Genomic DNA, 21,283 nt, shown 5'->3' on the forward strand with positions numbered 1-21,283 from the left:
CCGGTCCGGGCGGCGCTACAGCGCCGCCCGGCTGCCCGTGCTCACCGGCGCCGTCGCCCGGGCGGCGCGCCGCGCGGCCTCGGCGACCTGGTCGGCGGTCAGGACGTAGCCGGTCTCCTCGTCGGCCGTGGAGCGGGCGAAGACGACGCCGTAGACCTTCCCCGTGGGCGTCAGCAGCGGGCCGCCGGAGTTGCCGGGGCGGACCGTGGAGCGCACGGAGTAGACCTCGCGGGTGGTGATGCCGTCGCCGTAGATGTCCTGGCCCTTGGCGCGCAGCTCGTTGGCGACGGTGGCCGCGCGCAGGTCGAGGCCACCGTTCTCGGGGAAGCCCGCGACGACGGCCGCGTCGCCGCGCTTGGCGCTCTTGTCGAAGGGCAGTACGGGCGCGTCCAGGCCTGGCACGTCCAGGACGGCGACGTCGGACTTGGGGTCGAACAGCACGACCTTGGCCCGGTAGGCGCGCCCGACGCCGCCGACCTTGATCGTGGGGTCGCTGACGCCGGCCACCACGTGGGCGTTGGTCATCACGTGCTCGTCGGCGTAGACGAAGCCGCTGCCCTCCTGGCCGCGCCGGCCGCCGCCGACGTTCGCGACGCCCTCGACCTTGACGACGCTGTCGCGGGCCGCCTGCGTCGCGGCGGCGGTGACCGCGTCGCCGGACGGCTTGGGGACGCCGGTGGCGGGTTCGTTCTCGAAGGGGTTGAAGACCTGGGGGAAGCCCGCGCCGGACAGCGCGTCGGTGGTGCGGCTGAACCAGGTGGGCGCCTGCTCGGGCATGGCCCGCTGCACCGCGCCCAGCAGCGTCGAGTCCTTGATCTCCCGCGTCAGCAGCGTCGAGTTCGCCGACACGAGAACGCTCGCGGCCACCCAGCCCACCAGCAGCACGGCCAGCGAGTTGACCGCGGCGCCGCCCACGCCGTCGACGCCGCGCACGGGCGCCCACGTCAGCTTGGACCGCAGCCGCCAGGCCAGCCGCCCGGCCAGGGCGTGGCCGACGGCGGCGGGTATGAGGACCACCAGCACGGCGACGACGGCCGCCGTGGAGGTCCCGGCCTCGAAGGGCTCCAGCGCGTACGGCAGCGCCCACACGCCCAGCACGGCGCCGCCGAGGAACCCGGCGAGCAGCACGGCGCTCGCCACCAGTCCCCGGCGGTAGCCGGACACGGCGTAGCCGAGGACGACAAGCATCAGCAGCACATCGAGCAGGTTCAACGCGGAGCCCTTTCCTTCCACACGCGTCCCCCGATCGCGCCCACAGGCGTGGACTAAGGAAAACGCCGGCCCGAAGGCCGGCGGTTCCCATTCATGCCGAATTCATGGCGTACGCCACGTTGTGGATCGTGCCCGGGGGCGGCGCCGGGGGCGCCGCCCGGGCGTCAGACGCGGCTCGGCTCGCGGACCGGGTCCGGGTCGGCGTCCGGTGCCGTACCGGCGGGCGCGAGCCGCTTCTGCAGCTGCTCGCCCTCGACGTCGACGTTGGGCAGCACCTTGGCCAGCCAGCCGGGCAGCCACCAGGCCGCCTTGCCGAGCAGCGCGAGCACCGCCGGCACGATGGCCATGCGCACCACGAACGCGTCGAAGAAGACGGCGATGGCGAGGCCGAAGCCGATCATCTTGATCATCGGTTCCGAGGAGCCGATGAAGCCCGCGAAGACGCTGATCATGATGACGGCGGCGGCGGTGACGACCCGGGCCCCGTGCCGGAAGCCGGTCACGACGGCCTGGCCGGGCCGCTCCCCGTGGACGTACGCCTCCCGCATGCGGGTCACGAGGAAGACCTCGTAGTCCATCGCGAGGCCGAAGACGACGCCCACCATGAAGATCGGCATCATGCTCATGATCGGCCCGGTCTCCTCGACGCCGAAGAGCCCGCCGAGCCAGCCCCACTGGAAGACGGCGACGACCGCGCCCAGGGCGGCGACCACCGACAGCAGGAAGCCGAGCGCCGCCTTGAGCGGCACCAGCACGGACCGGAAGACGACCATCAGCAGCAGGAACGCCAGGCCGACGACGAGCGCCAGGTAGGGCAGCAGGGCGTCGTTGAGCTTCTGCGAGACGTCGATGTTGACGGCGGTGGTGCCGGTGACCAGGACCTCGGCCTTGGTCTGCGCCTGGATCGAGGCGCCCTTGTCGCGGATGGCGTGGACGAGGTCCTCGGTCTTGGAGCCGCTGGGCTTGGACTTCGGGACGACCGTGATCGTCGCCGTGTCACCGGCCTGGTTGAAGGCGGCGGGGGTGACCATGGCCACGTCGTCCAGGCCCCGGACGGTGGTGACCACGGACTCGGCCGCGGCCTTGCGGTCGCCGGCCTTCGCCGCGTCGACGACGACCATCAGCGGGCCGTTGAAGCCGGGGCCGAAGCCCTCGGACAGCAGGTCGTAGGCCTTGCGCTGGGTGGTGCTCTTGGGCTGCGAGCCCTCGTCGGGCAGGCCCAGCATCAGCGAGCCGGCGGGCACGGCGATCGCGCCCAGGCCCAGCACGCCGACGAGCAGCACCATGACCGGGCGGCGCAGCACGAAGCGGGCCCAGCGGGTGCCCGCGTTGGGCTTGTCCTCGGCGGCGGCGGCCGCCGAGGGGGCCTTGCGGACCTTGCGGGCCAGCACCTTGCGGCCGGCGAAGCCCAGCAGGGCGGGGATGAGGGTGAGCGCGATGAGCACCGCGATGGCGACCGTGAAGGCGGCGGCGACGCCCATCTTCGTCAGCATGGGGATGTTGACGACCGCGAGGCCGGCCAGCGCGATGACGACCGTCAGACCCGCGAAGACGACGGCCGAGCCGGCCGTGCCCGTCGCCCGTCCGGCGGCCTCCTCCGGCTCGCGGCCCTCGGCGATCTCCGCGCGGTAGCGGGAGACGATGAAGAGCGCGTAGTCGATGCCGACCGCGAGGCCGATCATCGTGGCGAGGGTGGCGGTGTTGTTGCCCAGGTCCAGGGTGGAGGCAAGCGCCGTGATCGAGGAGACGCCGATGCCCACGCCGATGATGGCGGTCAGCAGCGGCAGCCCAGCGGCCACCAGGGAACCGAAGGTGATGACGAGGACGACGGCCGAGATGGCGATGCCGATGATCTCGGTCGAGCCGCCCTCGGGCATCGCCTGGAGGGCGCTGCCCCCGGTCTCCACGGTCAGCCCGGCGTCACGGCCGGCCTCGGGAGCGGCCTTGAGGTGGTCGCGCGTCTCGTCCGTCAGCTCGTTGGACTTCACCTTGTAGGTGACGGAGGCGTAGGCGATGTCGCCGTTCTTGCTGACGCCGCCCGCGGTGAACGGGTCCGCGACGGCCGCCACCTGGGGGCCGTTCAGCTCACGGACGACCTTGTCGACCGCCGCCTTGTTCTTCGGGTCGGTGATCTTCTGGCCACCGGGGGCCTTGAAGACGATGCGCGCGTTGGCGCTGTCCGCCTTCATGGCCGGGTTGCGCTTCTCCAGCAGGTCGAAGGCGCGCTGCGCCTCCGTGCCCGGTATGGAGAAGTTGTCGGTCGCCTTGGGCGCGGACGCGGCGCCCGCACCGGCGAGGACCAGCAGCGCCACCCATATCAGGGCGACGTACCAGCGGCGCCGGAAGGCGAGCCGGCCGAGTTTGTAGAGGAACGTGGCCACGAGTGTGGTGCTCCCGTCGGGTCGGAAACGTAAGGAACTGGATATGGGGAACCAGCCCGACGAGAGCGGTGCGTCAGGTGGAGCCTCGGTGGGGAAGCTGAGTGAGGGCTAAGTGAAGGGGAGTCATACGCCGAGAGCGGGGAGGATCACGGCGTCGAGGTAGCGGGCGAGGTACTCGCCGTCCGCGGGCCGGTCGTCGACCAGCGGGCGGGCCATGAACGCGCCGAGCATCATGTGCGCGACGAAGTCCAGGGCGGGGTTGTCCGCGGCGATCTCGCCCCGGTCGACCGCGCGCCTGAGCATCCCCTCGAGCGCGGCGATCTCCGGCTCGATGAGCAGTTCGCGCAGCGCCCGGTTGAGGTCCGGGTTGTCGTGGATGGCGCGCTGCAGCCCCCGCATGAGGGCGGCGTCCTGCTCCATCCGCTCCTCGTCGGAGTCGCAGATCATGGCCTTGAGGTCACCGCGCACCGTTCCGGTGTCGATGTCCGCGAGGCTCACCGGCTTGTTGTGCCGCAGCGCGCTCGCGACCAGCTCCGGCTTGCCCTTCCACTGACGGTAGAGGGTGGCCTTGCTGGAGTGCGTGCGCGCGGCCACGGCGTCCATCGTCAGGGCGTCGTAGCCGACCTCGCGCAGCAGCGCGAGCACCGCCTCGTAGAGCTCGCCCTCGCGCTCGGGGGTCAGTCGCGTGCGGCGACCCGCCGGCTTGGGTGGTTCCGTGGGCATCCGCGCCCCCCTTTCACGCAGTCGTACGAAACGGTTTCGTACAGCAGCGTACGTGAGGCGGGGATCGAAACGGCATCGTTTCGATGGTGTTTTGCGTCACGAACCGAGTTGCCGGGGGCGTGCGAGCCCGAAACGATGAATGGGTGAGCGACGCACGCGCGGCCGCCGGGCCGCAGACGAGCTCGAAGCCCGCAGCTGCGCCGCGCGGGCGGAGAAGCGAACGATCGGATGCAGCGAGCGATGCCTACATCCGCTTTCCCCATCTGCACGGCGATCTGCTCTGCTTCGCCGCGGAGGACGACCTGTGGCTCGCCCCCCTGACCGCGGCCGGGGCCGGGGCCGGGCGGGCCTGGCGGCTGACCGTGGACCGGACCAGGGTGGGGCATCCGCGCTTCTCGCCCGACGGCCGGCACATCGCCTTCACCAGCTGGCGCAGCCTGGACCCCGAGATCCACCTCGCCCCGGTCGAGGGCGGCCCGGCCCGGCGGCTCACCTACTGGGGCAGCACCGACACCCGGGTCTGCGGCTGGACGCCGCCGGAGGAGGGGGTCTCCCACATCCTGGCGGTCAGCTCGCACGGCCAGCCGTTCTCGTACTTCTCCTGGGCCTACAAGGTGCCGACCGACGGCGGTCCCGGCGGGCGGCTGCCGTGGGGGCCGGTCTCGGACCTGGCCGTCGCGGACGTCGACGGCGAGCACAGGACGCTGATCCTCACCGGGAAGCCGCCGCACGAGCCCGCTTCCTGGAAGCGCTACCGGGGCGGCGCCATGGGCCGGCTGTGGCTGCAGGCGACCCGGCTGCTGCCGGAGCTGGGCGGCCACCTGGACTCGGTGATGTTCGTCGGCGACCGCATCGCCTTCCTCTCCGACCACGAGGGCGTCGGCAACCTCTACTCCTGCCGCCCCGACGGCTCCGACCTGCGCCGCCACACCGATCACGCGGACTTCTACGCCCGGCACGCCGCCACGGACGGCTCGCGCGTGGTCTACCAGTGCGCGGGCGAGGTGTGGCTGGCCGAGGACTTCGGCCCGCAGGGCCGCCCCCGCCGGCTGGAGCTGCGCCTGGGCGGGCCGCGGGCGGGCCGGCGCACGTACCAGGTGCAGGCCGCCCGGCACGTCGAATCGCTGAGCGTGGACGGCACGGGCCGGGCCAGCGCGGTGCAGGTGCGCGGCAGCCTGTACTGGCTGACGCACCGCGACGGGCCGGCCCGCGCCATCGCCGACACCCCGGGCGTACGGGTCCGGCTGCCGGAGATGCTGGGGGCGACCGGCCGGGTCGCGTACGTCACGGACGCCGAGGGCGAGGACGCCGTCGAGATCGCCCAGCTGCCGCGCGCCGCGGGCCCCTCCGAGCCGCGGCGGCTGGCGGCGGGCCGCATCGGGCGGGTGCACGAGCTGCTCGCCTCGCCGGACGGCCAGCGGCTGGCGGTCGCCGCGCACGACGGGCGGCTGCTGCTGGTGGACGCCTCGCCCGAGGGGGACGGGGAGGTCGGCGAGGTGATCCGGTCCACCAACGGGCCCGTGCGCGACCTGGCCTTCTCCCCCGACTCGGCCTGGCTGACCTGGTCGCACCCCGGCATCGGGCGCTCGCTGCGCCAGATCAAGATCGCCAGACTGTCCGACCGGCTGATCGTGGACGTCACCAACGGCCGCTTCGAGGACGAGCAGCCGGTCTTCACCCGCGACGGCCGCTATCTGGCCTTCCTCTCCTGGCGCGGCTTCGACCCGGTCTACGACGTGCACACCGGCGACCTGTCCTTCCCGCTGGGCTGCCGCCCCTATCTCGTACCGCTGTCGTCGGTGACGCCCTCGCCGTTCGCCCTGTCGACGGAGGGCCGTCCGGCAGGCGGCGGGCTGGACCTCGACACCGGCGGGGAGAGCAGCGAGGGCGGGGCGGTGACGGTGGAGGCGGAGGGGCTGGAGAGCCGGGTGACGCCGTTCCCGGTGGCCGCGTCGAAGTACTCCGCCCTCCATCCGGTCGGCGGCGGGGGCCTGGTGTGGCTGCGCTGGCCGATCTCCGGCGCGCTCGGCGAGACGTTCGCCAACCCGACCGACACCTCGGGGCGGCCGACGCTGGAGCACTTCGACCTGGTCAAGGCCAAGCGCACCGAGCTGACCGGCTCGCTGGACTGGTACGCGGTCAGCGGTGACGGGACCCGGCTCGTCGTCAACGACGAGGGCGACCTGCGGGTGGTGCCGGCCACGGACCCGGCGGACTCCGACTCGACCGTCTACGTCGACATGCGGCGCATCCTCCACGACGTCGACCCCGCCGCCGAGTGGCGCCAGGCCTACGCCGAGGCGGGCCGCATCATCCGCGCGTACTTCTGGGAGCCCGGCATGTGCGGCGTCGACTGGGACGCGGTGCTGGAGCAGTACCGTCCGCTGATCGAACGGGTCGCCTCCCCCGACGAGTTCGCCGACCTGCTGCGCGAGGTGCTCGGCGAGCTCGGCACCTCGCACGCGTACGTCACCCCCGCGCGCCGCAACGAGGGCCCGCCGCACTACCAGCGCGCCATCGGCCTGCTCGGGGTCAACCTCACCCACCACAAGGACGGCACCTGGACCGTGCGGCGCGTGCTGCCCGGCGAGTCCTCCGACTCCAAGGCCCGCTCCCCGCTGGCCGGTTCGGGCATCCGCGAGGGCTGGGTGCTCACCCACGTCGACGGGCGCCCGGTGGACCCGGTCGCCGGCCCGTACCCGCTGCTGGCGGCGGCCGGCGGGACGACCGTGGAGCTGAGCTTCGACGCGCCCGGGGGCGAGGGGCATCCACGGCGGGTCGCCGTCGTACCGCTGATCGACGAACGGCCGCTGCGCTACCAGGACTGGGTGACCAAGCGCCGCGCGGTCGTCCACGAGCTGAGCGACGGCCGGTGCGGCTACCTCCACATCCCCGACATGGGCGGCTCGGGCTGGGCGCAGTTCAACCGCGACCTGCGGATGGAGATGTCCCGCCCGGCCCTGATCGTCGACGTCCGCGGCAACGCGGGCGGCAACATCAGCGAGCTCGTCGTCGAGAAGCTCACCCGCACCATCATCGGCTGGGACCTCACGCGCGACGCCGAGCCCGTGTCGTACGCCAGCAACGCCCCGCGCGGCCCGGTCGTGGCCATCGCCGACGAGATGACCTCCTCCGACGGGGACATGATCACCGCCGCGTTCAAGCTCCAGGACATCGGGCCGGTCGTGGGCCTGCGCACCTGGGGCGGCGTCGTCGGCATGACCGGGCGGCACCGCCTGGTCGACGGCACCTCGATCACGGTGCCGATGAACGCGGCCTGGTTCGGCGCGTACGGCTGGGGCGTGGAGAACCACGGCGTGGAGCCCGACATCGAGATCGACCGCACACCACTGGACTGGGCCGAGGGCCGCCACCGGCAGCTGGACGACGCGGTACGGGTCGCGCTCGACCTGCTGGAGCGCAAGGGCGCCACCGAGCCCCCGGACTACTCCGACGTGCCCGACCTGCGCCGGCCCGAACTGCCGCCGCGCTGAGGGCATACGGACGAGGGGCGCACCCGGAATGGAATCCGGGTGCGCCCCTCGTGTGCGGCTTGGTCGGCCGCGTCGTCAGCGGTCGTCCAGCTCGTCGCGGAGGTCGTCGAAGGACTGCTGACGCTCCTCCTGCTCGTTGCGCTCCTTGAGCCGGTCCTGCGCCTGCTGGCCCTTCTGACCCTTCTGCTGGGCCTTCTGCTTGGCCTGTTCCGCCTTCTGCTTGGCCTGCTGGGCCTTGCCCTGCATCTCGTCCTTGATGCCCATGCGTGTTCACTCCTCGGGGAGGTCGGGTGGGTGGGCCGCGACCAGCCTCACACGCCGGGGCATACCGCGCATTTCGATCAGTGACGCTCCGTGCTCGCCTTGGTGTCCGCCGCTCCTCCCGGCCCCACCAGCCCCGGGCGCACCTCCGCCAGGCGGGGCTCGGCCCGTCGCATCTCACGGGACCCGCCCGCGGCGACGAGGGCCGGCAGCCAGCCGCGCACCGGCTGCATCCCGCGCAGCCACCACTGCCCGTAGACGTGCGCCGAGCGCCGTTCGATGCCCGCCACCAGGCGGTCGACGGCCGGGCCGAGGGGGTAGGTGCGGCCGGCGGGCCCCGGCAGCCGGCGGCGCATCTCGCGCATCGCCTCGTGCTCGTCCGCGCCGCGCACCATGTCGGTGTCCGTCCAGCTCAGATACGCGACCCCCACCCGTACACCCTTGTGCGCGACCTCGGCCCGCAGGCTGTGCGCGTACGCCTCCACGCCCGCCTTGGAGGCGCAGTACGCGGTCATCAGGGGGGCCGGGGCGAGCGCGGCCAGGGAGGCGATCTGCAGGAGGTAGCCCCGGCTTTCGGTCAGGGCGGGCAGGAAGGCGCGGCCGGTGACGGCGCTGCCGATGAGGTTGACCTCGACGACGCGCCGCCAGGCGTCCGGGTCGGAGGCGGCCAGCGGGCCGCCGGTGGCGACGCCGGCGTTGGCGACGACGATGTCCACCGTGCCGAAGCGCGCCCGGACCTCCTCCGCCACCCGCGTCATCGCCTCCTGGTCGGTGACGTCGGCGTGCCAGTGGGCGGCGCGGGGGCCCAGCGAGCCGGCGACCCGGCGCAGCGCGTCGGGCTCCAGCCCCACCAGGGCCACGCTCGCCCCGCGTGCGGCGAGCTTGCGGGCGAGCGACTCCCCCACCCCGCGCGCCGCCCCGGTGACGACCGCGACCTGGCCGGCCAGGCCCGTGCGCGCCCTCATCGCACGGCCTCGGCGCGGGCGGCCGGCCGGGACGTGCCGCCCGGCGGGCGCAGCACCTGGTACTCGGCGAAGTCGATGCGCCGGGTCACCTTGCGGAACTCGGCCGTGGTGCCGGGCCAGACGGTGGTGTTGCGGCCACCCGCATCCAGGTACCAGCTGGTGCAGCCGCTGTTCCAGACGGTGCGGGTCATGCGCTGCTGGAGCCTGCGGTTCCAGGCGTTCACGGCGGACGGGCGGGCGTCGAGGGCGACCCGGCCGCCGAGGGTGGTCAGCTGGCGCATGAAGTCGGCGAGGTAGTTCAGCTGGGATTCGATCATCAGGATCATCGAGCTGTTCCCCAGGCCGGTGTTGGGGCCGATGACGGTGAGGAAGTTGGGGAAGCCGGCGGCGCTGGCGCCGCGCAGGGACGCCATGCCGTCCTTCCACTCCTCGGCGAGCGTGGTGCCGTGGGCGCCGGTGACCCGTTCGGCGATCGGCATATCGGTGACCTGGAACCCGGTGCCGAAGACGATCGCGTCGGCCTCGGCCTCGGTGCCGTCCGCGGCGACGAGCGTGGAGCCGCGCACCTCGGCGAGGCCGGAGGCGACGACGTCCACGTTGGGCCGGGTGAGCGCGGGGTAGTAGTCGTTGGACAGCAGGATGCGTTTGCAGCCGATGCGGTAGTCCGGCAGCAGTTTGGCACGCAGCGCCGGGTCCTTGACGGCCTTGTCCAGGTGGGCCGTGGCGACGCGCTCCACGAGCCCGAGCCGGTCGGGCCACTTGGTGAAGAGGCCGACCTGCAGCTCCCGTACGCCCCACAGCAGTCCCCGGCGCATTGCCCGGGTGGCCGGCAGTCGGCTGTGCAGCCACTGCTCGGCGGCGCTGATCGGGCGGTCGGCGCGCGGCAGCACCCAGGGCGGGGTGCGCTGGAAGAGGGTCAGGCGGGCGGCGTCGGGCTGGACGGCGGGCAGGAACTGGGCGGCGGAGGCCCCGGTGCCGACGACGGCGACGCGCTTGCCGCGCAGGTCGTAGCCGTGGTCCCAGCGGGCCGAGTGGAAGACCTTGCCGGGGAATGCGGCCAGCCCCGGGACGTCGGGGACCTTCGGGTCGGAGAGCGGCCCGGTGGCGGAGACGACGACGTCGGCGGTGTAGGCGGCGTCGGTGGTGACGACCTCCCAGCGCAGTTCCTCGCCGTCCCATCGCATGCTGCGCACCTCGGAGTTCAGGCGCAGGTGCGGTCTGAGGCCGAAGGTGTCGGTGACGTGCTCCAGGTAGGCGCGGATGTGCGGCTGGCCGGAGAAGTTGCGCGGCCATGCGGGGTTGGGGGCGAAGGAGAAGGAGTAGAGGTGGGAGGGGACGTCGCAGGCGCAGCCGGGGTAGGTGTTGTCGCGCCAGGTGCCGCCGACGGCGTCGGCGCGCTCCAGGACGACGAAGTCGGTGATGCCCTCGCGGCGCAGCCGGATGGCCGCCCCCAGGCCGCCGAACCCCGATCCGATCACCGCGACCCGTACATGCCGTCGCCGTACGTGCTCGACCATGCCGCCTCCCGGGAGCCTGCCTGTTCGACCGCGCCAGTGATCGCTGGCACGGTTGGAGCGTACGGCAGGCGGCGGCCGGGGCGATAGAGGCGCGGGGCAAGGAAGTTACCCGTCCGTTCCCCCGTAGGCTTCCCCGCGTGGCGAACGACGAGGGGACCCCGGGCGGAAGCGGCGGGGAGCGCGAATTCCGGATGGCGGAGCTGGCCGAGGAGGCCGGCATCACCGTCCGTACGCTCCGTTTCTACCGCGAACGCAAGCTCATCCCGCCACCGCGCCGCGAGGGCCGCATCGCCTGGTACGGCGAGCACCACCTCGCCCGGCTGCGCACGATCGGGGCCCTGCTGGAGCGGGGCCACACCCTCGGCGGCATCGCCGAGCTGCTGGCCGCCTTCGAGTGCGGGCGCGACGTGGGCGAGCTGCTGGGGCTGGCGGGCGCCGCCATCACCACCCCCTGGTCGCGGGAGACGGCGGTCCGGCTGACCCCCGAGGAGCTCGCCGACCGCTTCGAGGGCCAGGTCACGCCGGAGAACCTCACCGCCGCGCTCGACATCGGCTACCTCGCGGCGGACGGCGACGAGATCGTCCACGTCAGCGGCCGCCTCCTGGACGCCTCCACGACCCTGGTGCGCGACGGCGTCCCCCTCGCCGCCGTCCTCGCCACCGCCCGCGAGGTGCGCGCCCACGCCGACGCCCTGGCGGAGGCCTTCACCGCCCTGATCCGCACCCATGTCCTGGCGGGCGCGGCGACGGACGGGACGGCCGAGGTGAGCGAGGCGCTGGACCGGCTGCGGCCCATCGCGAAGACCGTCGTCGACGCGGAGCTCTCCCTGGCGATGGACCGCCGCGTCCGCGCCGAACTCCAGGCGTGGCTGTCGGGCCACTGACGCGGCGTCACCACCCGGGTCACTTCTTGGGGATCAGCGGCAGCTCGGCGTGCTCGACGGTGTACCCGCCCTTGGTGACGGGGGCGTACGGCGCCGGGGCCATGCACGTGCCGACCTCGGCCATCGTGGGCTCCTTGTCGCCCTGCGGCACGAGGTTGTTCACCGCCCAGGAGAAGCCCACCCGGTCCTTCGAGCCGCCCTTGCCGTTGTCCTTGCCGCCGTCGAGGACGCTGAAGCCCAGCCGCTTGCCCTTCCAGTCCGGCCCGCCGGGGCTGACCTTGGTGATGACGGCCGTCAGCGTCGCGGTGCGCGGCCCGGTGACCAGGCAGTCCACCGTCCCCTCCGCGGTGTGGGTGACGCCCTCGGCGGCGAAGTAGTGGGACACCTTCACCGTGCCGCGGGCGTCGGTGGGCAGCCCGGTCGGGATGCCCGGCAGGGGCTTGCTGTAGGGGGCGGCCTGCGCGTCGAAGCTGAACGAACGGACGTCGTCGTCCGGCGAGAACGGCAGCATGAAGGACGCCGCCCCCTTCACACTCGCGAGCTTCGGCTGCGGCCGCGCATGGTCGGTGCCGGCCGAGGCGGTGGTGGCGCCGCCCAGGGTCACGGTCGCGGTGAGCGCCGCGAGCACGGCAGCGGCCTTGCGCGGGGACAGGGTTGCCATGGGGAACTCCGAGGTCTGGAAGGAGACGGCCCCGAACGGTGACCGCCGTGATCCCCATCGTTCTCGAACGCCCCTGCCGTGCCGTCCGCCCCGGGACCGAAACCCGGCCTGCAGCCTCCGCCGGGGGGCTAGGGGGACTCGGCCGGGGGGATGATCCCGGGCAGCGCGGTAACGTCTACAGCAGCACGGCCGATGACGAGGAGCGCGAAGGGAAGTAGCGCGTGATCCACGGCGAGCACCTGGCGAAGGACCTACGTCGCGACCATGGATTCATCCACGCCGGGCGCACCAAGGACGGCAAGGCCGTGGTCATGCGCAAACGCGACAGGTGGACCGTGGTTCCCCTGCGATGGCTCACCGATGAAGCCGTAGCCACCATCAAGGCTCAAGCCGGAATCAGCCTCGTCTGAGCATCCGATCGCAGCCCCGCCCGTGCGTCCACCCTCCGGAAGACGCACAGGCCGGCCCTCTCACCGCCGATGCGTGGACTGGTCACTGCCAGAAGATCTCTTCCACAACGATCTGTGGGTCCTCGATCCGCCGCACGAACGTATACCTCAACCAGCCGTGCCCGTTGTCGAAGTGCAGAATGCGGGGGCCCTTCGGATCGCTGGACCTGGCGGGTTCGACAAACATGCCTTCGGCCAGGTCGGCATCCGCGTCGATCCCGCGAAAGTACGGGTCGTCCGCCGTGACCAGCTCTGCACGGGCTGCGTCGATCATCTTCCGCACGTGCTCAGGCAGCGCGTCGCGTGCGGTTTGGGCCTTGAGGGTCCAGTCCATCTGCCAGGGCGGACCCATGAACCCGTTGGTCACTGGCCGGGCTCCGTGCGGGCCGCCATGTGGCGAAGGTTGGACGCTTCTTCCAGGAGTGCTTTGGCTTCGGCCGAGTCGGTGCACTCGTAGGCGGCGCGGTGTTCGAGGCCGGTGACGTGGGCGTCGAGCTGCGGGTCGCGGGCGATTGCGTACTCGCCCCACCACCGGGCCATGAAGGCTGGCACGGTGCTGATGTCGTACGCGTCGGCGACGTACCGCTTCCAGTGCGCGTCGAAATCGGGCAGGAGCTGGGGAGCATGCTGGGCGATGGCTTCACGGAGGGCCTTCGGGGTTCTCTCCGGCATGGGCGGGATGCCTGGCTCACCCATGGCAGCTGTGGTCATCGTGCCCCTCCTCCGTCCGGCCTGTGCTTCCTGGTGCGGGGTACGCCTGTAGCGTATCGCCGCGCAGGCCGTGGGCGAGGGTGTGCAGGGTGAATCAGAGCCGAGCCCCGCCCGCGCGTCCCCCTCCGGACGACGCACAGGCGGACCCCTCTCACCGCCGCGCGTTACGCCCCGAAGACCGCCGTCACCGGCGCGTGGTCGCTCCAGCGCTCCGCATGCGTCGCCGCCCGCTCCACGCGCGCCTTCAGCGCCCGCGCCGCGAGGCCCTGCGTGGCGACGAGGTAGTCGATGCGCCAGCCCGAGTCGTTGTCGAAGGCGCGGCCCCGGTAGGACCACCAGGAGTACGGGCCCTCGACGCCCGGGTGGAGGGCGCGGACCACGTCCACGTACTCCTCGAAGACCTTGGTCAGCCAGGCCCGCTCCTCGGGCAGGAAGCCGGCGCTCTTGCGGTTGGCCTTCCAGTTCTTCAGGTCCGCCTCGGTGTGGGCGATGTTCCAGTCGCCGCAGACCACGACCTCGCGGCCGTCCGCCGCCGCGCGGGCCTTCAGGCCCACGAGGTAGGGCAGGAACTCCGCCATGAAGCGTTCCTTCTCGTCCTGGCGCTCCGTGCCCACCTCGCCCGAGGGCAGGTAGAGGCTGGCGACCGTGACGCCCGGCAGGTCGATCTCGGCGTACCGGCCGCTGCCGTCGAACTCCGCCGAGCCGAAGCCGATGCGCACCGCGTCCGGCTCGCGCCGGGAGTACAGCGAGACGCCCGCGCGGCCCTTCGCCGCCGCCGGGGCGTGCACCACGTGCCAGCCCTCCGGCTCGCGCACCTCGTCGGGCAGCTGGTGGGGCTCGGCGCGCACCTCCTGCAGGCAGACGACGTCGGCCTCGGTCTGCGCGAGCCACTCGACGAAGCCCTTCTTGGCGGCGGCGCGCAGCCCGTTCACATTTGCGGTCGTTACGGTCAGCATCCGGGCACGATAACCGACTTCCACCGGCCCCTGCCGGACCCCGATCGGACGCCCGTACGATCCGTGGCATGGAGATCATGCAGGTCGCCTACGACCATCCCGACGCCGTGAAGCTCAATGACCAGGTGCAATTGGAGTACGCCGAGCGGTACGGCGACGGCGATCTCACCCCCCTGGACCCGGCGCAGTTCGCCCCGCCGGGTGGCCTGTATCTCATCGCGTACGACGCCTGCGGCGCGCCCGTCGCCACCGGCGGCTGGCGGTCGATGGACTCCGGCCGGGAGGGCGGCTACGCGGACGGGGACGCGGAGCTGAAGCGGATGTACGTGGTGCCCCGGGCGCGCGGTCTGGGGCTGGCGCGGCGGATCCTGGCGGCGCTGGAGGACAACGCGCGGGAGGCGGGCCGGATACGCATGGTGCTGGAGACGGGCAACCGGCAGCCCGAGGCCATCGCCCTGTACCTCTCCAGCGGGTACGAGCCCGCCGTGCCCAAGTTCGGCCACTACCGCGGCTACGACAGCAGCCGCTGCTTCAGCAAACCGCTGCGCGGCTGAGCGGGGACTACTTGTGGTGGCCGGCGGCGATCGCCGCCTCCACCTCCGCCCGCACCCGTTCCGCCGGATAGCGCCGCACCTCGCCGAACTGCGCGAGGACGCCGTCGACCATCTCCGGGCCCTCCTCGCGGACCTCGGCCATCAGGACGGTGCTGCCCGGCGGCACCTCGGCCGCCAGCATCTCCAGGGCCGCGTTCGAGGCGGTGGCCGCCCTGGCGTCGTGGGCGCCGCCGATCAGCCCGCCGGCCCCGAAGCCGATCATGACCCCGAGCGGCCCGCCGAGGATGCCCAGCAGCCCGCCGAGCAGGCCGCCCATGGCGAAGGCCGGGGCCGCGCCCGTGTTGTCGGCGGCGTCGGGGAAGTCCAGGGCGCCCTCCGCGTCCCGCGCGATCACCGCGCCCTCGCGCAGGGTGATGTCGCCGGAGGCGTGCGCCTGGCGCAGGGCGTCCAGCGCCCGGTGGCCCTTCCGAGGGCTGTCGGCATTGAGGAACAGGACGTTGTCGTTCACAGCTTCCACTCTTGGGCCTGTTCCCCGCCGCCGCACGTCAGTCGCCGCCCTCCGGCGGAGCCGACCGCACCGCGCCCGTCAGGTCCAGCGTCGCCTGCGCTCCCCCGCCCGCCGGGTTGGCGAAGGCCAGCCGCCCGCCCAGTACCCGCGCCTGCCCCGCCGCGATCGTCAGCCCCAGGCCGAGGCCGGCGCCCGAGCCCGTACGGAAGCGCTGCGGGCCGCCCGCCAGCAGCTGCGCCGGAAAGCCCGGGCCGTGGTCGCGGACGCGTACGACCCCGCCGTCGACCTCGGCCACGACGGGCGCGCTGCCGTGCCGGAAGGCGTTGGTGACGAGGTTGGCGAGTATGCGCTCGACCCGCCGGGCGTCGGTCTCGACCAGGCAGTCGCGCACGATCCGCACCTCCGCGCTCCCCTCGCCGTGGCCGGCCGCCGCCCGCACCGCTCGTCGCGTCAGCTCGCCCAGCGCCCGTACGTCCGTCTCGGCCCGCTCGGCGTCCGAGTCCAGGCGGGCCACCTCCAGGACGTCCTCCATCAGGGACCGCACCCGCTGCGACCGCTCCCGCACCAGCTCGGCGGGGCGGCCCGGGGGCAGCAGCTCGGCGGCGGCGACCAGGCCCGCGACGGGGGTGCGCAGCTCGTGGGCGATGTTGGCGGTGACCTCGCGCTCGGCCTGGAGGCGGGCGGCGAGGGCGTCGGCCATGGTGTTGACGGAGTGGATCAGCCGGGCGATCTCGTCCTTGCCGCCCCGGGGCCGCAGCCGGGCGGTGACGTCGCCGTCGGCGATGCGCTCGGCGGTGCGGGCGGAGGCGGTCAGGCGGCGGCCCGCGACGGTCGCCAGTCCCACGCCGACGACCCCCGCCAGGGCGGTGCCGACCCCGCCGGCCAGCCAGAGGTCCTCGTCGAGGCCCTGGAGGTTGCGGGTCTGGCGGCGGTAGGAGTGCTTGAGGACGACGATGTCCTCGCCGACGCGCATCGCCGCCCACAGCATCGGCTCGGGCCCGGACCGGTCCAGGTAGGTGGCGCGCTGCTCCTTGTCGGCCGCCCGGCGCAGGGGCTCGGGCATGCGGTACGGGTTGAGGATCACGCGGGGCCGGTCGACGCCGGCCGCGTGGTCCTCGGCGGCCGACACCAGCCGCTGGTCGAGGCCCTCGCGCGCGGTCTCCAACTGGTTGACGGCCGTGCGGTGGTGCACGACGAATCCGATGAGGGCGGCGACCAGCGCGGCGGTGGCGGTGATCGCCACACCGATCTTCGTGCGCAGACCCATCGGCAAAGACTCCTCGGCGGCTGGCGCCCGGCGCTGTGGCCCGGCGGTCGCTCGGCTGTCGGTCGGGTTGGTGCGCGGCTATCGCCCGGGGACGAAGAGCCACAGGTCGCGCAGGTCGCGCTGCTGTTCGGGCGAAAGCTCCTCGGCGACGACCGTGGCCCTGCTGTAGTAGGCGGAACGGTCCTTCCGGACCACCCCGCTCAGCGTGACCCTGGCCTTGTACGGGGTGTCCTTGCAGGCCTGCTTGCACCAGCCGCCGCCCACCGCGCCCGTCGCCTCGGCGGTGGACCCGCCCCAGGAGCGCCAGCGCAGGTCGGTCAGGCGGACGGAGCCGCCGATCTCCAGGGACGCCGGACCGCGCATCGGGGGCCTGCCCGGGCCCTCGACGACGTAGACCGGTCCGGCGGTGGGCGTGGGGGTGTGGGCGGGCCCGGCGACCTTGAGCCCGCCGGGATCGGCGCACCCGCAGAGCAGCCCGCACAGCAGCCCGGCGGCGAGGGCCGCGGCGCCGAGCGTGGCGTGGAGTGGTCGCACGGGATTCCTCAGGCCGGGGACGGGCGGACGGTACGGGCGGGACGAGTGGAGCCGGACAGGCGGGTGGAGCCGGGCGGTACGGGCGTGCTCGGGCGGACGTAGCAGGTCGGGGTCGGTCGGTGCGGCCATTCGTGCCAAATGTAACCGGCGTGGCTGGTAAGCCGCCCGTGCCCTTGACCGATTCCCTTCGCGGGCTCATAGGATCTCCGCGCTCAAGTGGTCCAGTCCAGCCCGTCGCCCCAGCGCCACGGCCCCGGAGGTCACTCATGCACGTCGCCCGTCGTACGCTCCTCGGCGCCCTCGCCGGGTCCGCCGCGCTCGGCGCGGTGGGCGTGCCCCCCGCCGGAGCGGCGGGATCCGCCCCGGCGGCCGGCGGCGGAGCCGCCGCGGCCCTGGCCCGGCTGCTGCCCCGCCACCACACCCAGGTCGCCTTCCGCACGATCCCGCGGCGGGGCGGCCACGACGTCTTCCGGGTGTCCGGGGCGAGCGGCCGCATCACCGTCGAGGGCACCACCGCGGCCGTCCAGCTCGCCGGCTTCCACCGCTACCTGCGGCAGGTCGCCCGCGCCCACATCTCCTGGAACGGCGAGCAGACCGCCCTGCCCGGCCGCCTCCCCGCGGTCGGCGCTCCGATCGGCGGCACGTCCAACGCCGTCCACCGCTTCGCCCTCAACGACACCAACGACGGCTACACCGGCCCGTACCACGACTGGGACTACTGGGAACGCGAGATCGACGTCCTGGCCCTGCACGGCTTCAACGAAGTGCTGGTCTACGCGGGCGCCGACGCCGTCTACCACCGCACCTTCCTCCAGCACGGCTACACCGACGCCGAGGTCCGCCGGTGGATTCCCGGCCCCGCCCACCAGCCGTGGTGGCTGATGCAGAACATGGCCTCCTTCGGCGGGCCCGTCTCCCGCGAGCTCCTCGAGCGCCGCACCGACCTCGCGAAGAAGATCGTGCGACGGCTGCGCGAGCTCGGCATGACGCCCGTCCTGCCCGGCTACTACGGCACCGTGCCGCCCGGCTTCGCCGAGCGCAACAAGGGCGCCCGCACCGTCCCGCAGGGCGACTGGGGCGGCTTCCCCCGCCCCGACTGGCTCGACCCCCGCACCCCCCACTTCGCCGCCGTCGCCCGCACCTTCTACCGCACGCAGCAGGAGCTGTACGGCGCCACGTCCCTGTACAAGATGGACCTGCTGCACGAGGGCGGCAGCCCCGGCGACGTACCGGTCGGCGACGCCGCCCGGGCCGTGGAGAAGGCGCTGCGCGCGGCGCACCCGGGCGCGATCTGGGCCATTCTCGGCTGGCAGCAGAACCCCCGGCGGGAGATCGTCGACGCCGTCGACCGCTCCCGGATGCTCATCCTCGACGGCCTGTCCGACCGCAAGGCGGCCGTCACCGACCGCGAGGCCGACTGGGGCGGCACGCCCTACACCTTCGGCACCATCTGGAACTTCGGCGGCCACACCGCGCTGGGCGCCAACGCCCCCGACTGGGCCGAGCTCTACCACCGCTGGCGGACGAAGCCCCACAGCGCCCTGCGGGGCATCGCCGCCATGCCCGAGGCCGCCGACAACAACCCCGCCGCCCTGGCCCTCTTCTCCGACCTGGCGTGGACGGACGGGCCCGTGGACCTCAAGACCTGGTTCGAACGGTGGCCCGTCAGCCGCTACGGCGCCCCCGACGCGGGCGCCGCCCGCGCCTGGGACGTCCTGCGCCGCACCGCCTACGGCACCACCCGCGCCGACGGCTGGAGCGAGCAGGCCGACGGCCTCTTCGGCGCCCGCCCGGACCTCGCCGTGAACCGGGGCGCCGCCTGGTCGCCCCGCGGACTGCGCTACGACGCCGCCGAGTTCGACAAGGCCCTGCCCGCGCTGCTGTCCGTCGCCCCGGCGCTGCGCGGCAGCTCCGCCTACCGCTACGACCTCCTCGACGTCACCCGCCAGTGCGTGGCCAACCGCAGCCGGCTGCTGCTGCCCCGTATCAAGAGGGCCTACGACGCCGGGGACCGCACCCGCTTCGGCGAGCTCACGCGGCAGTGGCTGGAGTGGACCGATCTGCTCGAGCAGATCGTCGCCACGGACGAACGCCACCTGCTGGGCCGCTGGATCGCCACCGCCCGCGCCTGGGGCTCCTCGGACGCCGAACGCGACCGGCTGCAGGACGACGCCCTGTCCCTGCTGACGGTCTGGGGCCCCCGCGCCTCGGCCGACGCCGGCAAGCTCCACGACTACGCCAACCGCGAGTGGTCCGGCCTGGTCGGCGGCCTCTACCGGCTGCGCTGGAAGACCTACTTCGCCGAACTCGACGCGGCCCTGGAGGAGGACCGGGGGCCCCGGCCGGTCGACTGGTACACCCTGGAGGACCGCTGGACCCGCCAGCCCCCGGCCGCCCGCACCCGCCCGACGGGCGACATCGTCCGCGTGGCGAGAACGGTGGCGTCACTGCTGTGAAAACACCGGCGCCGGACGAGCTGCGATGCATACGCAGCCCGTCCGGCGCCGGAAGTTCAGCGGCCTGGTCTACCGCTTCTTGGCCGAGGCCGGCTTCGAAACGCTGCCCTCACCGCCGCCGAGCTTCCACTCCTTGTGGAAGATGTCGAGCGGAATGCGCCGCTCGAACAGCGGCGTACCGAAGATCTTCAGCTGCGCCTGCAGCGCACCCGTCAGATCCACGCCGCCGTACGCCGCCCACTTCCCGGAAGCGGACGCCGAGCCGTCGGTCGCGGCCGTGGCCGTGCCCTCGCCCTCGGCCCGCAGGTACGGCGAGAGGTTGGCGCTCACGCCGACCGCACCGTACAGACCCACGGACGCCTCCGCGCCCAGCGCGGCCTTGACCTTGCCCGAGGCGGTCGCCGTGGCGCGCACCGGGCTGGCGTTCATCTCGGCCTTGCTGACGGAGCTCCAGCCCTTGCCCCAGGTGTAGGCGCCGCCGACCTTGAAGTCGCCCTTCATGTCCTGCTTGACGTCGACGCTGAGCTTGCCCTCGGCGTCGACCTGCAGGTAGCAGGTGAGGTCGAGGTTGACGACGACCGGCACCGGGCCGACCTGGATGACCGGGTCGGCGTGCAGCTTGGCGAACGGCAGCCGGTACGGCTTGTCCGCCGTGGTGGCCTCCGCCTGGCCCTTCAGCTCCCACGCGGAGGTCAGCTGGCCGGACAGCGCCAGCGCCGCCGTGCCGGGACCACGGCCCGAGCCGAAGCCCTTGCCGTCGTAGGAGAAGTCGACCTCGGGGGCCAGCTGGACGAAGCCCCGGGCAGAGGCCTCGGCCTGGACCGGGGAGCCCTTGGGCGTGGGGATGGAGGCCCCGACGTCGAGCCGCAGGTTGCCCAGCGGCACCTTGGCGCCCTGCGGGCCCACCTGGACGCCCCCGGGCTTGGCCCAGGAGACCTTCACGCCCTGGACGAGCGGGTCCACCGTGATCGCGGACGGGTCGACGGCCACCTTGCCCTTGGCCTCGGAGTCCCCGAGCAGTGCGTCGAGGGTGGCCGGGGCGGTGTTGACCTCGGTGCCCTGCTCGGACTTGCCGAGCACCTGGGTGACCTTGGCCAGGACGCCATGGGGAGCGCCGGGCGCGGGCGCGCTGGCGATGACGTCGCCGACGGCCACGTTCGTCTGCCGGTCGGCCGGAGCCGACGGCGAGCCGGACGGCTGGGGAGCGACCCCCTTCGGCTTCTTGGCGGGCGTGGCAGTGGATATGACGGCCCGTCCGCTGCGCTGGTCGAACGAGGCGACCTTCAGGGACGACTTGGCCGCCTTGGGGCCCGTGCCCTTGGCCGGGGAGGCCACGGCGCTCGGGGCCGCCTGTCCGGCCGTGGCGGCCGCCACGGCGAGCTGGGGCGAGGCCCCGTTGGGGGCGGCGGCGGCGACGGGCGCGGCGTCCTCACCCTTGCCGGCGGCCGACGGGCTCGCGCCCGAGCAGCCGGTGACGGCGAGCAGGGACGCGGCAGTTAGAACAGGGAAAACGGCATACCTGGTGGCATTGCGCAAAGTTGATCCTCGGGAGCGTGAGGTGGGGGCGCCCCAGGGGGAGTTGACACCCTGGGGTCGCATCACACGGCAACGGGAAGAGCGGTGATCGCCCCTCGCGGGATTACCGGAGGTAGGCGATCGGCATGATCGTGTCATGGCCCCACATATGCGCAGAACCGTTTCACCGGCTCGGGAATCATGATCTGGATCACAAAATGATCACTGGTCCGCA

The 21,283-nt window shown here is 73.2% G+C and carries 19 protein-coding genes; 5 read left to right on the forward strand and 14 right to left on the reverse strand.

Features of this window, described 5'->3' with window-relative positions; genetic code table 11:
• Positions 1-15: 15 nt before the first annotated feature.
• The 3 genes from AB0G59_RS07240 to AB0G59_RS07250 all read right to left on the reverse strand — a co-directional run bounded on the left by AB0G59_RS07240 (position 16) and on the right by AB0G59_RS07250 (position 4,316).
• Entirely contained in the window at positions 16-1,212 is a 1,197-nt protein-coding gene (locus tag AB0G59_RS07240; protein WP_360908940.1) for a MarP family serine protease, read from the reverse strand.
• A gap of 164 nt (positions 1,213-1,376) precedes the next feature.
• Positions 1,377-3,593 carry an MMPL family transporter gene (locus AB0G59_RS07245; RefSeq protein WP_360908942.1) on the reverse strand — a complete coding sequence of 739 codons (2,217 nt, stop codon included), beginning with the start codon at positions 3,591-3,593 and terminating at the stop codon, positions 1,377-1,379.
• A 123-nt stretch (positions 3,594-3,716) separates the two neighbouring features.
• Positions 3,717-4,316, reverse strand: a complete 600-nt coding sequence (locus tag AB0G59_RS07250) for a TetR/AcrR family transcriptional regulator (protein ID WP_360908945.1) — start codon at positions 4,314-4,316, stop codon at positions 3,717-3,719.
• A 248-nt stretch (positions 4,317-4,564) separates the two neighbouring features.
• Here AB0G59_RS07250 and AB0G59_RS07255 point away from each other — a divergent pair, with 248 nt between their 5' ends.
• Entirely contained in the window at positions 4,565-7,810 is a 3,246-nt protein-coding gene (locus AB0G59_RS07255) for a S41 family peptidase (protein ID WP_360909347.1), read from the forward strand.
• A gap of 75 nt (positions 7,811-7,885) precedes the next feature.
• Here AB0G59_RS07255 and AB0G59_RS07260 read toward each other — a convergent pair whose 3' ends face one another.
• The 3 genes from AB0G59_RS07260 to AB0G59_RS07270 form a co-directional block, all read right to left on the reverse strand.
• Entirely contained in the window at positions 7,886-8,074 is a 189-nt protein-coding gene (locus AB0G59_RS07260; protein WP_360908947.1) for a hypothetical protein, read from the reverse strand.
• A 77-nt stretch (positions 8,075-8,151) separates the two neighbouring features.
• A complete protein-coding gene (locus AB0G59_RS07265) occupies positions 8,152-9,036 on the reverse strand; it encodes an SDR family oxidoreductase (RefSeq protein WP_360908949.1) in 885 nt (294 codons plus the stop codon).
• On the reverse strand, positions 9,033-10,553 hold the full coding sequence (locus AB0G59_RS07270) for an NAD(P)/FAD-dependent oxidoreductase (protein ID WP_360908951.1): 1,521 nt from the start codon (positions 10,551-10,553) through the stop codon (positions 9,033-9,035). The genes AB0G59_RS07265 and AB0G59_RS07270 overlap by 4 nt, the downstream gene beginning before the upstream one ends.
• A gap of 191 nt (positions 10,554-10,744) precedes the next feature.
• On the opposite strand from AB0G59_RS07270, the gene AB0G59_RS07275 reads away from it, so the two are divergent.
• Positions 10,745-11,437, forward strand: coding sequence for a MerR family transcriptional regulator (locus AB0G59_RS07275; RefSeq protein WP_360909349.1), 693 nt, complete (start codon positions 10,745-10,747; stop codon positions 11,435-11,437).
• Positions 11,438-11,456: 19 nt separating this feature from the next.
• Here AB0G59_RS07275 and AB0G59_RS07280 read toward each other — a convergent pair whose 3' ends face one another.
• On the reverse strand, positions 11,457-12,098 hold the full coding sequence (locus AB0G59_RS07280) for a hypothetical protein (RefSeq protein WP_360908953.1): 642 nt from the start codon (positions 12,096-12,098) through the stop codon (positions 11,457-11,459).
• A gap of 221 nt (positions 12,099-12,319) precedes the next feature.
• Here AB0G59_RS07280 and AB0G59_RS07285 point away from each other — a divergent pair, with 221 nt between their 5' ends.
• A complete protein-coding gene (locus AB0G59_RS07285) occupies positions 12,320-12,508 on the forward strand; it encodes a hypothetical protein (RefSeq protein WP_360908955.1) in 189 nt (62 codons plus the stop codon).
• Positions 12,509-12,590: 82 nt separating this feature from the next.
• Here the strand turns inward: AB0G59_RS07285 and AB0G59_RS07290 are convergent, their stop codons facing one another.
• From AB0G59_RS07290 to AB0G59_RS07300, 3 genes are all read right to left on the reverse strand, one after another.
• The gene (locus AB0G59_RS07290) at positions 12,591-12,914 is read right to left on the reverse strand and encodes a hypothetical protein (protein ID WP_360908957.1); all 324 of its coding nucleotides are present in this window, start codon (positions 12,912-12,914) and stop codon (positions 12,591-12,593) included.
• Positions 12,911-13,258, reverse strand: coding sequence for a hypothetical protein (locus AB0G59_RS07295; RefSeq protein ID WP_360908959.1), 348 nt, complete (start codon positions 13,256-13,258; stop codon positions 12,911-12,913). The genes AB0G59_RS07290 and AB0G59_RS07295 overlap by 4 nt, the downstream gene beginning before the upstream one ends.
• Before the next feature lie 164 nt (positions 13,259-13,422).
• Positions 13,423-14,214, reverse strand: coding sequence for an exodeoxyribonuclease III (locus AB0G59_RS07300; RefSeq protein ID WP_360908961.1), 792 nt, complete (start codon positions 14,212-14,214; stop codon positions 13,423-13,425).
• 68 nt (positions 14,215-14,282) lie between these two features.
• On the opposite strand from AB0G59_RS07300, the gene AB0G59_RS07305 reads away from it, so the two are divergent.
• Entirely contained in the window at positions 14,283-14,768 is a 486-nt protein-coding gene (locus tag AB0G59_RS07305; protein ID WP_360908963.1) for a GNAT family N-acetyltransferase, read from the forward strand.
• Positions 14,769-14,775: 7 nt separating this feature from the next.
• Here the strand turns inward: AB0G59_RS07305 and AB0G59_RS07310 are convergent, their stop codons facing one another.
• The 3 genes from AB0G59_RS07310 to AB0G59_RS07320 form a co-directional block, all read right to left on the reverse strand.
• Positions 14,776-15,276, reverse strand: a complete 501-nt coding sequence (locus AB0G59_RS07310; RefSeq protein ID WP_360908965.1) for a DUF1269 domain-containing protein — start codon at positions 15,274-15,276, stop codon at positions 14,776-14,778.
• 37 nt (positions 15,277-15,313) lie between these two features.
• The gene (locus AB0G59_RS07315) at positions 15,314-16,543 is read right to left on the reverse strand and encodes a HAMP domain-containing sensor histidine kinase (RefSeq protein ID WP_360908967.1); all 1,230 of its coding nucleotides are present in this window, start codon (positions 16,541-16,543) and stop codon (positions 15,314-15,316) included.
• 78 nt (positions 16,544-16,621) lie between these two features.
• Complete coding sequence (locus tag AB0G59_RS07320) at positions 16,622-17,077, reverse strand: hypothetical protein (protein ID WP_360908969.1); 456 nt, start codon at positions 17,075-17,077, stop codon at positions 16,622-16,624.
• A gap of 266 nt (positions 17,078-17,343) precedes the next feature.
• Between AB0G59_RS07320 and AB0G59_RS07325 the strand changes: the two genes are divergently transcribed.
• Positions 17,344-19,533 (forward strand): alpha-N-acetylglucosaminidase, encoded by a 2,190-nt coding sequence (locus tag AB0G59_RS07325; protein ID WP_360908971.1) that lies wholly within the window; start codon positions 17,344-17,346, stop codon positions 19,531-19,533.
• A 69-nt stretch (positions 19,534-19,602) separates the two neighbouring features.
• Here AB0G59_RS07325 and AB0G59_RS07330 read toward each other — a convergent pair whose 3' ends face one another.
• A complete protein-coding gene (locus AB0G59_RS07330) occupies positions 19,603-21,069 on the reverse strand; it encodes a hypothetical protein (protein WP_360908973.1) in 1,467 nt (488 codons plus the stop codon).
• Positions 21,070-21,283: the final 214 nt, after the last annotated feature.

The organism is Streptomyces sp. NPDC021096 (genome assembly GCF_040641275.1).
Classification (GTDB): Bacteria; Actinomycetota; Actinomycetes; order Streptomycetales; family Streptomycetaceae; genus Streptomyces.

What these genes read in the sequence shown, in the direction of transcription:
- AB0G59_RS07315 (WP_360908967.1), bottom strand. Translation starts at nt 16,543, where the DNA reads ATGGGTCTGCGCACGAAGATCGGTGTGGCGATCACCGCCACCGCCGCG.
- AB0G59_RS07270 (WP_360908951.1), bottom strand. Translation starts at nt 10,553, where the DNA reads ATGGTCGAGCACGTACGGCGACGGCATGTACGGGTCGCGGTGATCGGA.
- AB0G59_RS07300 (WP_360908961.1), bottom strand. Translation starts at nt 14,214, where the DNA reads ATGCTGACCGTAACGACCGCAAATGTGAACGGGCTGCGCGCCGCCGCC.
- AB0G59_RS07295 (WP_360908959.1), bottom strand. Translation starts at nt 13,258, where the DNA reads ATGACCACAGCTGCCATGGGTGAGCCAGGCATCCCGCCCATGCCGGAG.
- AB0G59_RS07250 (WP_360908945.1), bottom strand. Translation starts at nt 4,316, where the DNA reads ATGCCCACGGAACCACCCAAGCCGGCGGGTCGCCGCACGCGACTGACC.
- AB0G59_RS07325 (WP_360908971.1), top strand. Translation starts at nt 17,344, where the DNA reads ATGCACGTCGCCCGTCGTACGCTCCTCGGCGCCCTCGCCGGGTCCGCC.
- AB0G59_RS07280 (WP_360908953.1), bottom strand. Translation starts at nt 12,098, where the DNA reads ATGGCAACCCTGTCCCCGCGCAAGGCCGCTGCCGTGCTCGCGGCGCTC.
- AB0G59_RS07305 (WP_360908963.1), top strand. Translation starts at nt 14,283, where the DNA reads ATGGAGATCATGCAGGTCGCCTACGACCATCCCGACGCCGTGAAGCTC.
- AB0G59_RS07275 (WP_360909349.1), top strand. Translation starts at nt 10,745, where the DNA reads ATGGCGGAGCTGGCCGAGGAGGCCGGCATCACCGTCCGTACGCTCCGT.
- AB0G59_RS07260 (WP_360908947.1), bottom strand. Translation starts at nt 8,074, where the DNA reads ATGGGCATCAAGGACGAGATGCAGGGCAAGGCCCAGCAGGCCAAGCAG.
- AB0G59_RS07265 (WP_360908949.1), bottom strand. Translation starts at nt 9,036, where the DNA reads ATGAGGGCGCGCACGGGCCTGGCCGGCCAGGTCGCGGTCGTCACCGGG.